Here is an 11,899-nt window from a genome sequence, read left to right on the forward strand (position 1 = left end):
ATTTAATAATCTTTTATTTAAAAGTTTACTGTTAAACCAAGTTGGAAAGTCCTTGGCGCTGGGCCAGTTCCTCCGTCTTGACCGGTTGCAAGTGCATTAGCTCCTTTTTGGAAACTCTGAGCTCGTGTAACTTCAGGATCCCAACCTAGATAGCTTGTGAAAGTTGCAAGGTTTTGAGCTCCAACATATACTCGAAGTCCGTTAACAAAACCACCTGACCAAGTTTCTAGCTTATCGCCTGGCAGGCTATATCCAATTTGGAGATTTTGAATACGTAAATAATCCGCATCCTCAATCCAACGATCTGAATAACGATTATTTCCGTTAGGATCATCAAGGGTTAATCTAGGAATATCGTTACTTGTTCCTTCACCTGTCCATCGGTCTAAAACACGAGCACTAAAGTTATTAGTACTACTAAGGTCTTCTCTTGCACTACGAGCTGAATTATAAACTTGATAATCCCCAACACCTCTAAGCACTAATGAAAAATCGAAGTCTTTATAATTGGCATTAAAATTCATCCCATAAAAATAACCAGGTATCGGACTACCCAAAATTGTTCTGTCATCTGGTGAAATCTCACCATCTCCATTTACATCAACAAAACGAATATCTCCCGCCTCTGCTCCAATTGATCCAGCATCTGTTAGTGCACCTGCAGCTTCGTTAGCATTTTGATAAAGACCATTGGTCTTATAACCATAAAAATGTCCAAGGCTTTCACCAACAACAGTACGGTGCGTTTGAGCCCCACCAATACCAGAATTAATAGAAGTTACATCACCTAAATCCGTCACTTCATTTTTAACAGTAGTTATGTTTGCTCCTATACTATATGTGAAATTGTCTCCTACTTCTCCTCGGTAGTCAATAGCGAATTCAATACCAGAATTTTTAATGGATCCTAGGTTAGAATCAGCACCATAAAATATACCAGAAACAGATGGCAATGGAACGGCAAGTAAAACATCATCACTCTCTTTATTGTAATAATCTGCAGTTATAGACATTCTACCTTGTAACAGACTTGCATCTATACCAATGTCAAATTGAGTACTTGTTTCCCAGCCAAGAGCTGCATTAGCAAACCTTGTAGGAGCAGGAGCTCTAACCACATTTTGATCATCGCCAATTACATAAAATATGTTGCCTTCAAGCGCTGGTAAATATGGAAAACTGTCTGGTGTTTGTTGGTTTCCTAATTGTCCCCAACCTGCACGTATTTTTAAATCATTTACCACGCCGTCTGCATTAAAGAATTCTTCAGATGAAATTCTCCAACCTAATGAAGCAGAAGGAAAAACACCTGATCTGTTATCTTCGGCAAAACGAGAACTTGCGTCTCTTCTAAAGTTTATGGTAGCAAGATATTTACCTTCAAAGTCATAATTAACACGACCTAGTAAACCTTGAATTGTCCAAAGGTCAGCTTCTTGAGTTCCTGTCGAATTAAGACTTGTAGTTGCAAAATTAGGGTTGAATAAATCTGTACCCTGAACTCTAATTTTATCAAACGTAAATTTTGTCTGCTCAAAACCAACTAAGGCAGAAAGGTTATGTGACTCTCCAAAAGTTTTATCATAACTTAAGGTTGCACCTGTTGTAAGTGTAAATTGTTTCGTAAGGTTTTGCACTCTTAATGATTGTCTACCGCCTGTCCCATTAAAATCGGCAGGTGTTTGATTAAAAAGACCCTCACCTGTAATATGGTCAACACCTACAGAAGCTCTTGCTTTTAAACCTTTGGCTATTTCTAATTCTCCATAAAAGTTACCAAGTACTTGGCGCACCTCAATAGTTGTATAGTTCACTCTGGCATCATTTCTCCATAACGTATTTTGAGAACCATTACCTGCGCCTATATTTTCAACGGACTCAATGTTATAACCAAATGGGCCTGATGCATCAAATGGAGCATAATACGGAGCATTTCGTAATGATATACCGGCAGAGTTAACCCCACCACCTTCAGGTTGAACTTGTCTGTCAGAATGACTAATAGCCAATGATTGTCCAAATTTTAAACGTTTACCTACTTTAAAATCAGAATTTGCCTTTAGAGAATATCGTTCGAAAGCCTGAGATTGTTCAATACCTTCTTGATCTAAATACCCACCAGAAATATAATAGTTTGCATTATCATTACCTCCACTAGCACTTAAGTTGTGACTTTGAACAAAACCGGTTTTAAAAAACTCGTTTTGCCAGTCAACATCTGCATTATTAGCAAAACCTGAGTAATCACGTCCAAGTTGACTTTGAATATCAATGTATTCAGAAACATTTAATACATCAATTTTTTCTCTTAACTCACTAAAAGCGGTATACCCACTATAGGTCATTTTACCAATACCACTTTTACCACGTTTTGTGGTTACAATTATAACACCATTGGCACCTCTTGCTCCATAAATAGCTGCAGAAGCTGCATCTTTAAGCACTGTTATAGACTCAATATCATTTGGGTTTAAGCTAGCCAAAGGGTTAGAATCTGTAGTTGAAGAAGTATTTACTGTAATGTTGGTTGTTTGAACTAATGGAATACCATCAATTACCCATAACGGATCATTATTCCCTGGAGAGCCAACACCACGAATACGAACGTTTATTGGAGCTGCTGGATCACCACTACGATTGGCGATGTTCACACCAGCAATAGTTCCCGCCAATGCTTGGTCAGGACTAGTCAACGGTTTTGTGCCAATTTCATCGGCTCCAATTGAACCTACAGCGCCAGTTAGATTTCCTTTTTTCTGCGTTCCATAACCTACAACAACAACCTCGGTTAGAGCCTGCGCATCTTCAGATAAGACAACATTAATCGTGGTTCGGCCATCGATAGCCACTTCTTGTCTGGAGAATCCTACATAGGAAAACACCAAAGCAGAGCTACCTTCCGGCACCTCTATACTATAATTTCCATCAAAATCGGAAACACTTCCTACGGTTGTGCCTTTCACCAAGACATTTACACCAGGTAGAACACCTTGGTCGTCAGAAGTAGTACCTGAAATTGTGGTTTGTGCGCACAAAGATGCAACACTGAAGAAAAATAAGGCTGCGAGCACAAAACCATGTGATCGAACCCTATTTAATCTCTTAAAGTTCTGGTTCATAATGAGTAGTTTAAGTTAGTAATAAATTGAGTTAGTAATCTTGTTTTAGGCCTACCTCTCAATCTTGGAGAGTGTTAAGAAAGACATAAAACACTATTGAGCATACTATCGCATAATTGCACTTTAACGATAATTTTATACAAGTTACCTTCTTTTTTTTGAAAAAATCAGAATTTCAAAGGTGTAAATGACATAATAATTAACAATTCAAAGGCAAACTATGCTACTCTATGCTATAAATCAAAAATAATAATTTTTTTGACACGATAGACAAAAATCTACCATCATAAATGAGAAATACCTGATTTAAGTGCGAAAAATTAACTATTATATAATTTTGAAGTGTGATCTTGTCAACAAATACGGCTTATCGCAGCGCGTTATAAAGAATTGCGCTTGAATAGTTTTGAAGTAACAATAATCTGAGAAACCATGTTATTTTTGATATGCTGCGCTGCTATTGTGGCCATATCCTTAAAATCTGTAGAAATTGTCGTGATACCACCAAAGGCAATTTCCTTAATAATATGGTCATTATGCGATAGTACACCAACATCTTCCCCAACTACCAAACCAGAATTATGGCAATCTTTAAGTAATTCCCAGAGAGAAGCATCATTTATAAAAAAGTAGATTGACCCTTTTTCTAGTGAGCCTTCTACGTAATCTTCCAATACAATGCCATTTAAACCGTAATCCGCCACGAACCTATGAAATGCCATTAAAATCCCCCTTGGATAATCTTTATTCTCTGCATAGAAAAGCACTATCTTCTTATACTTTTGTATCTGCGGAAGTAACTCTATTAGCTTATCAAAAGTAGTAGCCTCAAATTCTTGAGCGATGTAGGAATATTCTTCAGGCATAGGTAAATACCGGTCAACAATTAAAAGCTTTTGGGGCTCAATAGATTCTAGAAGCGGTCTTATTACCGAGTTAGGGATTGGTGCCACTACGTACATTCCGTACTTGCCACGGATGTTATTGAAAATAGTTTCAAAAATGGCAACATTATTATGATGAAAAAAGACATCTATTTGATAGCGGTCTCCTAATTCTTTTCTAAACGTATTATAAAAATCTTCTTGAAAACGCTGAAAAGAGAATAAAAGCAATGCTATCCTTAGTGTTACTTTCGTTTCGTCACTAATGATAAAGTATCCTTTTAATTTTTTAGACTCTACTAGACCCCTCTCCTTTAACTCTTCGTATGCTTTAACGATGGTCTTTCTTGCATAACCTATATCGCTTACCATTTTATTTATTGATGGTAATTTATCTCCCACAGAAAGCTCCCCGGAATCCAAAGCTTCAATTACGCCATGAACCAATTGTTCGTGCTTTGTTAAGCTATTTACTTCTTTTAGTCGATGGATTATGTGGAGTAACGACATTAGGTAATGTTAAAAATTAAAAACTGCGGCGAATTTGTAAGTATAATAATACAAATCTATCATAATAAACTTCTAATATCATGATTTTTGCGATACAAATAAAAAAATAAATGTTTCACAAGAAAACAAATATCAATTTCATTTTAAGAAAAATGTCTAATCGATTATAAATAAATTTAAATCAACTTAACACCTAAAGTCAAATAAGAGAATGATTTTACGAGCAGGCCAAAGGTCTTATACACCAAAAACTAAGCTATTTCTATATTACTTTTTCCATCTTAAGCTCTCCATAACCCCACGAATGTCATTCTGAAGATAAGCTGCTGCCGGATAAATGGAATCATAGTTAGGCCTTGTATAGAAATACAATGAGCCTGTTACAAAATTATTAGTACTGTCAGTAACATAAAACTGTGCTTGTGAAGCTGCATTACCGCTAACTTCGAAGAACATACCATAAACTCCGTTTTCTTCGTTCACAAAGGGCTGTTCCGCTATACCATCTGCCTTTGCAGCATGCTCATAACTTAACCTTTGAGCATCAGAAAGTAGTTTTTGAACATTGTTCTCTACTTTCTTATAGTTGATATAGATTTCTCCTTTCATCTCCGGATATCCTAAGACTAGTGAAGTCTTTGTTTTACTTTTTATATTAGCTTGGGTATTATATTTAAAAGAGAAGTAATCTGTTTCTAACTCTCCCTGTTTTGGCGCCCCATACTCTAGTCTAAGTTGGGCTTTAGGCTTGGGCAGAACTTGCTCATTACAGCCAACAGCCAATATAAATATCATTAAAAGGAACAAACTATATCTGTACATCTTGGGGCAACGTTATTTTTATTTGCTTTAACCTCTTTTTGTCTAAGCTTTCTACTATGAACTGATATTCGTTAAATACAATTACTTCACCTCTCTTAGGGAAACTTCCTGCTATCTCAAGAACAAAACCAGCAATGGTCTCGGATTCTCCTTTCTGTTCCTCAAATTCGGTTTCGTTCTCAATTTTTGCGACTCGATAAAAATCCTTCAATGCGGTCTTACCGTCAAAAACATAATTAAAATCATCTAATTTTGAGAATATAAGGTCTTCATCATCAAACTCATCACTTATATCGCCAACTATTTCCTCTATAATATCTTCTAAGGTAACAATACCTGAAGTACCACCATATTCATCTACTACTACTGCTAAATGGTTCTTCTTTTCCTGAAATTCCAGCAACAAATCATCAAGCTTTTTATTCTCGGGAACAAAATATGGCTCACGAATAAGTGTCATCCAATTAAAGGTCTTCCTGTCTATATAGGGCAACAAATCTTTAACGTAGAGCACTCCAAGAACATTGTCCATATGCTCTGAAAAAACGGGGATTCTAGAATAGCCGTGCTTTTTAATTTCACCTACCACCTCAAGAAACTTCATGTCTTCACTAATCGCAAATATGTCTATACGAGGACGCATGACCTGTTTTGTGTCCGTATTACCAAACGTAACTATACCCTGCAGAATTTTTTGTTCTTCTTTAGTAGTATCGCCATCTGCCGTTAACTCTAAAGCTTGGGAAAGTTGATCTATGCTTAAACCAGATTTTTGTTTACCCAATTTATTATACATAAAAAGAGTACCCGCTCTCATAGGAAGACTCAATGGGCTGAACAGAAAATCCAATACATTAAGAGGATAAGACATTAAGTGAGCAAACGCAATTCTATTTCGGTTTGCGTATACTTTGGGCAAAATCTCTCCGAACATCAATATTAAAAAAGTCGCTACCACTACTTCCAAAAGAAACCTAACCCATTCCAATTCTACGTTGGCAAATAGTGAATTACCTATATTACTAAAAAGTAATACAACACCTATATTAATAGCATTATTTGCTATAAGAATGGTGGCCAGTAGTTTTTTAGGCCTCTCTAGAAGCTTAATGATTATATTACCTCGTACACTTTTATTTTCTGCAATCTCATTGACCTCTGTTTGTGAAAGACCAAAGAAAGCCACCTCCGCACCCGATATTAAGGCAGACAACATTAACAATACAACAAGAATTGATATTTCAAATGCAAACGCACCTGCAAAAGTAAAAAAGTACGGTACTAAGCTAAGGGGGTCAGGGTCCAACGGTCAGAAATTTAGTAGTAAACTGTGGTTTGTGAACATAACTTCAGCGCAAAGCTCTGCTTGGTATATGGCCAAGCAAAGTTCGAAAATGCTGTAAAACTACAATTGTCTGAATATGCTTTTGTCATACGTATTGATTGTATTTCTAGGGGTTTACTAAAAATACATAATTTTTCTTAGAAAGGAAGATCATCTTCTTGATCAGGACGAACTAAAGGAGCCGCTTTAGGGCTACTTGGTGTATTTGAAGCTGCATTTTGTTGCGGCTTTTGCGCTCCAGATTGCTGGTTTGCCATACTTTCTTTCTTTGTAGAAAGAAATGTAAAATCCTGCACATGAACTTCGGTACTGTAACGTGTATTACCATCTTCACCTTGCCATTGGCGGTTTTTCAAACGGCCCTCCACATAAACCTTATCGCCTTTACTCAAATACTTTTCGCATATTTCAGCTGCCTTATTTCTAACAACAACATTATGCCAATCTGTATTGGTAACACGCTCTCCGGTTTGTTTATTGGTATAGGTTTCATTAGTAGCAATAGGAAAGCGACCAATGGCCCCTCCTCCTTCAAAATAATGCATTTTGACTTCATCACCTAAGTGGCCAATCAACATTACTTTATTTAACGTACCGCTCATAATCTCCTTTTTTGCAATTTGAATCTACAAATATACTCGTTTTTTAGCCTTGATTACTACCTGTTTCATCAACGATATTCAAATTTAACCTATACATTAACAGAAATTAATACTGTATAAGAGGTCGCTATCAGAAATACTGTTTTTTAAAACCCTCTAAAAAGTCGGCAATAAGCACGGGAACGGGATATTTCTCCACTTCCTCCAAGGAAATACTATCTATTATGCTTCCTTTTGTACGCACTATCCAAAATGTAGTATACAAGTGTTGATGAGATAATTTATGTACAATGGCGTCCGTGTTGAATTTATCAACGGATATAATTTCTGGCTGATAATCAAAACTGATTAGTTGCTGAGTAAAAGTTTCTTCTAAAAGGCTTTCTTGAGACTCTAAAAGTGGGAATTGCCATAGATTCTGCCAAATTCCTTTCCCTTTTCGCTGCTCAAGTATCATTTTGTTCTCTTCGGACATAAAAACAACGTAATTGAAATATCTATTACGAACTTTAGTCTTTTTTAGCTTTACTGGGAGCTCACCTACTTTGTTAGTTTGAAGCGCAATACAACTTTTATTGAACGGACATTCTTCACAATTTGGTTTTTTTGGCGAACATTGAATTGCACCAAATTCCATGATACCTTGGTTATAATCACGAATGTTTTCTGCATTCATCACCTCTCGTGCTAACTTTTTGAAATATTTAACACCCTCAGTACTATTGATAGCTAAATCAACTCCAAAATAACGTGCCAAAACCCTATAAACATTACCGTCCACAACGGGTTCAGGCCTATCAAAACAGATAGAGGCTATAGCACTTGCGGTGTAGTCTCCAACCCCTTTAAGTTTCAATAGTTCCTTATAAGTATCAGGAAAATCACCCCCATATTCCCTTACTACCATCTTAGCTGTAGCATGTAAATTCCTTGCCCTAGAATAGTAGCCTAAACCTTGCCAAAGCTTTAAAACCTCCTCTTCTGAAGCGTTTGCCAAGTCATGAACTTTAGGGTAATTACCTATGAATTTCAGGTAGTACGGAGTACCCTGCACCACCCGTGTTTGTTGCAACATAATCTCCGAAAGCCAAATCTTATACGGGTCTCGTGTACCCCTCCACGGTAGGCTTCTTTTATTTTCGTCGTACCAAACAAGAATTCTCTCTGAAAAAGTCATTTTTATAACTGCTATGCGACAAAACTAACGGTTTATAAAACGATATAAGCCTTCCAGAACGGGCATAAATTGAAAAGTGATGGTGAACGACTTAAAATTAACCCTTTAGCACGAAAGATTGATTTTAATTTATATATTTGCATCCCAAAAAAATTATACTGAAAATTTAACACGAAAGATGACGAAAGCAGAAATTGTATCGAAAATCTCAGACAAGCTGGGAATTGAAAAAGGAGACGTACAGGCTACAGTTGAGAGTTTTATGGAAGAAGTGAAATCTTCTTTGGAAAGTGGAGACAATGTGTATCTTCGCGGTTTCGGTAGTTTTATTATTAAAACTAGAGCCGAGAAAACTGGAAGGAACATTAGCAAGAACACAACAATTAAAATACCGGCACATAATATTCCTGCATTTAAACCTGCAAAGGTTTTTGTAGAAGGTGTCAAAAGCAACGTACAAGTAAAATAAATATACTAACTTAAAGTAGAATTTTATGCCGAGTGGTAAGAAGAGAAAGAGACATAAGGTAGCTACCCACAAACGCAAAAAGCGTAGGAGAGCTAACAGACACAAGAAGAAATAATTGCTAGGGGTTGAAAATTTTCAACCCCTTTGCTTGTTTTTTCACCCAAACGTTCATTGACATAGAGATTTCAGAAAATCTCGGCGAATTATTGTGGTTCGTTTCAAATATTGTTTAATCGATTTGTCCACTTATTTTTACTAGTAAGTGTTGACAAATACAAATACATTCAGGTGAATAGAGAATTAATCGTAAGATCAAGTTCTGATGCCGTCGATTTTGCCCTCTTAAAAGATGGAAAGCTCACTGAATTGCATAAAGAAGAAGACAACAACGATTTTTCCGTTGGTGATATATTCTTAGCAAAAGTTCGCAAGCCCGTAACCGGTCTAAACGCAGCTTTTGTAAATGTTGGTTATGAAAAAGATGCTTTTCTGCATTATCATGACCTTGGCCCTCAATTGGCCACTATGCTAAAATTCATTAAGGGCGTGAGTTCCAATAAGATTACGGATTACTCACTAGCCAACTTTCCATTCGAAAAAGACATTGACAAGAATGGCGTAATTACAGACGTCATCAAAGCAAACCAGTCTTTATTGGTTCAAATCGTAAAAGAACCTATTTCAACCAAAGGACCAAGAATTAGCTCCGAACTTTCTATAGCGGGGCGTTATTTGGTAATGGTACCTTTTTCTGATCGTGTTTCCGTATCTCAAAAAATTGGAAGCAGCGAAGAAAAAGAAAGGTTAAAAATACTCGTTAGAAGTATCAAACCTAAAGGATTCGGGGTCATTATAAGAACAGTGGCCGAAGGCAAAAAAGTAGCGGAACTAGACAAAGACCTAGAAAATTTGTTGGCCAAATGGTCAACAATGTGTAAAAAATTGTACAAGGCTCACACGCCTTCAAAAGTGTTGGTTGAACTTAACAGGGCATCTTCTATCCTTAGGGATATATTCAATGATTCTTTTACAGGAATTGAAGTTGATAACGAGACCCTTTATGATCAAATCAAAGATTACGTGCTAGAAATAGCACCAGGAAAGGAATCCATAGTAAAACTGTATGATTCGCCTGTTCCTATTTTTGAAAAATACGGAATTGAGCGACAGATTAAAACTTCTTTTGGCCGTACCGCCAGCATGAGTAAAGGCGCGTACCTTATTATTGAACATACCGAAGCACTACACGTTGTAGATGTAAACAGTGGTAACCGTTCTAACAAGGCCAAAAATCAAGAAGATACTGCTTTAGAGGTCAATCTATTGGCAGCTTCAGAAATAGCCAGACAATTGCGCTTGCGCGATATGGGTGGTATTATCGTAGTCGATTTTATTGACATGGTAAAAGCACCACACAGGAAAAAGCTTTTTGATCATCTTCGCGATGAAATGAAAGATGACCGTGCAAAGCACAAAATATTGCCTCCGAGCAAGTTTGGACTTATACAGATTACTAGACAACGGGTCCGGCCCGAAATGAACATTAAGACAACCGAGGAGAATCCGAATGGTAGTGGGAAAGAAATAGAAGCCCCAATAGTCTTAATAGACAAAATTAACGCCGACCTTGAAAAGTTGTTGAAAGGACCTAAGAAAGATAACGGGATTACACTTAACATTCATCCGTTTATCGCAGCCTATATTACTAAAGGCTTTCCTTCCATGCGTTCTAAATGGTTCTTAGAACACAAGAAATGGATTAAAATACAACCTAGGGATGCGTATACGTATCTTGAATATCGTTTTAAAGATAAAGACGGTAAGACCATATATTAAAATATTAAAGCGACCTTCAGCAACGATGGTCGCTTTTTTTATGCCTTATATTTAGATGTAAACAGTCACCATTCTTTATGCATCAAATTGTACTTTTGAGTTATAAAGCGCCAAGCAAAATTAATATGAAGGAACAACGAGCTTATTCCGTAGAGGAAGCGAAAAGAAAACTGGAAGGTTATTGCGCCTACCAAGACCGTTGTCATAAAGAGGTGGTTACTAAACTTCGCGAAATGCGCATGATTCCAGAAGCCATAGATCAAATTGTAGTTCATTTGATAAATGAAAATTTTCTTAACGAAGAACGCTTTGCCCAGAGCTATGCCAGAGGCAAATTTTCTATAAAAAAATGGGGGAAAAGACGTATTGTAAACGAGCTGAAGCAACGTAACATCTCAAAGTATAACATTACCACCGCACTCAAAGAAATAGACGCTGAGGACTACCTAAGTACACTAGACGCTCTAGCAGAGAAGAGAATCTCCCAAATTACAGAGCGTAACCCAATGAAGCGAAAGAAAAAATTGGCCGACTACCTTCTTTACAGAGGATGGGAAAGCCATTTGGTCTATGAAAAATTAAAGGAACTAGTGCCGTAGCACCAACTTTTTACTAAAGGAAATTAAATACAGCCCCAATATTGACCATAAACTGATTGTGCAGTTTTTCAGAAGGTTCTAGATTTTCTGTTTTATACTTGGCTATAGGAAAACCTAATTCCGTAAAAACACCAAGCCCGTCAGAAAAGAAAAAACGTGCACCCATATGAAAGCCAAAATTCTTAAGACCTAAATCTAATCCAGGATAGATATCAACCTGATCGCCCAAACCTATTATATTACCTAAATGCGCACTGAAACGTGCCTTTGCATCAAAACGTTCCCAAGTACTGGCAGACACACTTTCATTTACACCTAAAAGATAGGTAGCAGTTGCCCCTATTGATATGTTTTCGCCAAGACCATAATCATAAGAAGTCATTATTCCTGTACCATTACTCTGTAAATTAGCACCTACTTGAAATTTTTGATCATCTCTGCCATCATAAGCTTGTGCAGAAAGATAAGTTGTTGAAAGAAGTAAGCAAACAGATAGAATGTAGAATTTCATTATAGTATTTTTTTTAAGAAAAGGA

General features: G+C 36.8%; 10 protein-coding genes. 3 read left to right on the forward strand and 7 right to left on the reverse strand.

Annotated features, from left to right (window positions below):
* Positions 1-17: 17 nt before the first annotated feature.
* From HW347_RS01935 to mutY, 6 genes are all read right to left on the reverse strand, one after another.
* On the reverse strand, positions 18-3,119 hold the full coding sequence (locus tag HW347_RS01935) for a SusC/RagA family TonB-linked outer membrane protein (protein ID WP_214610272.1): 3,102 nt from the start codon (positions 3,117-3,119) through the stop codon (positions 18-20).
* Positions 3,120-3,499: 380 nt separating this feature from the next.
* Positions 3,500-4,513 carry a GntR family transcriptional regulator gene (locus HW347_RS01940; RefSeq protein WP_214610273.1) on the reverse strand — a complete coding sequence of 338 codons (1,014 nt, stop codon included), beginning with the start codon at positions 4,511-4,513 and terminating at the stop codon, positions 3,500-3,502.
* Between the two features lie 267 nt (positions 4,514-4,780).
* Positions 4,781-5,335: a gliding motility lipoprotein GldD gene (gldD, locus tag HW347_RS01945; protein WP_214610274.1), complete on the reverse strand. Its 555-nt coding sequence runs from the start codon at positions 5,333-5,335 to the stop codon at positions 4,781-4,783.
* Complete coding sequence (locus tag HW347_RS01950; protein ID WP_214610275.1) at positions 5,322-6,641, reverse strand: gliding motility-associated protein GldE; 1,320 nt, start codon at positions 6,639-6,641, stop codon at positions 5,322-5,324. Before HW347_RS01950 ends, gldD begins: the two co-directional genes overlap by 14 nt.
* Positions 6,642-6,817: 176 nt before the next feature.
* Positions 6,818-7,282 carry a single-stranded DNA-binding protein gene (locus HW347_RS01955; RefSeq protein WP_214610276.1) on the reverse strand — a complete coding sequence of 155 codons (465 nt, stop codon included), beginning with the start codon at positions 7,280-7,282 and terminating at the stop codon, positions 6,818-6,820.
* 130 nt (positions 7,283-7,412) lie between these two features.
* On the reverse strand, positions 7,413-8,459 hold the full coding sequence (gene mutY, locus HW347_RS01960; RefSeq protein ID WP_214610277.1) for an A/G-specific adenine glycosylase: 1,047 nt from the start codon (positions 8,457-8,459) through the stop codon (positions 7,413-7,415).
* Positions 8,460-8,637: 178 nt separating this feature from the next.
* Here mutY and HW347_RS01965 point away from each other — a divergent pair, with 178 nt between their 5' ends.
* The 3 genes from HW347_RS01965 to HW347_RS01975 all read left to right on the forward strand — a co-directional run bounded on the left by HW347_RS01965 (position 8,638) and on the right by HW347_RS01975 (position 11,363).
* Positions 8,638-8,928: an HU family DNA-binding protein gene (locus HW347_RS01965; RefSeq protein ID WP_038236075.1), complete on the forward strand. Its 291-nt coding sequence runs from the start codon at positions 8,638-8,640 to the stop codon at positions 8,926-8,928.
* 288 nt (positions 8,929-9,216) lie between these two features.
* A complete protein-coding gene (locus HW347_RS01970) occupies positions 9,217-10,764 on the forward strand; it encodes an Rne/Rng family ribonuclease (RefSeq protein ID WP_214610278.1) in 1,548 nt (515 codons plus the stop codon).
* 125 nt (positions 10,765-10,889) lie between these two features.
* Entirely contained in the window at positions 10,890-11,363 is a 474-nt protein-coding gene (locus tag HW347_RS01975) for a regulatory protein RecX (RefSeq protein ID WP_214610279.1), read from the forward strand.
* 13 nt (positions 11,364-11,376) lie between these two features.
* Here the strand turns inward: HW347_RS01975 and HW347_RS01980 are convergent, their stop codons facing one another.
* Complete coding sequence (locus tag HW347_RS01980; RefSeq protein ID WP_214610280.1) at positions 11,377-11,874, reverse strand: DUF6646 family protein; 498 nt, start codon at positions 11,872-11,874, stop codon at positions 11,377-11,379.
* Between the last annotated feature and the right edge of the window lie 25 nt (positions 11,875-11,899).

Source organism: Zobellia barbeyronii (assembly GCF_018603515.1).
Classification (GTDB): Bacteria; Bacteroidota; Bacteroidia; order Flavobacteriales; family Flavobacteriaceae; genus Zobellia; species Zobellia barbeyronii.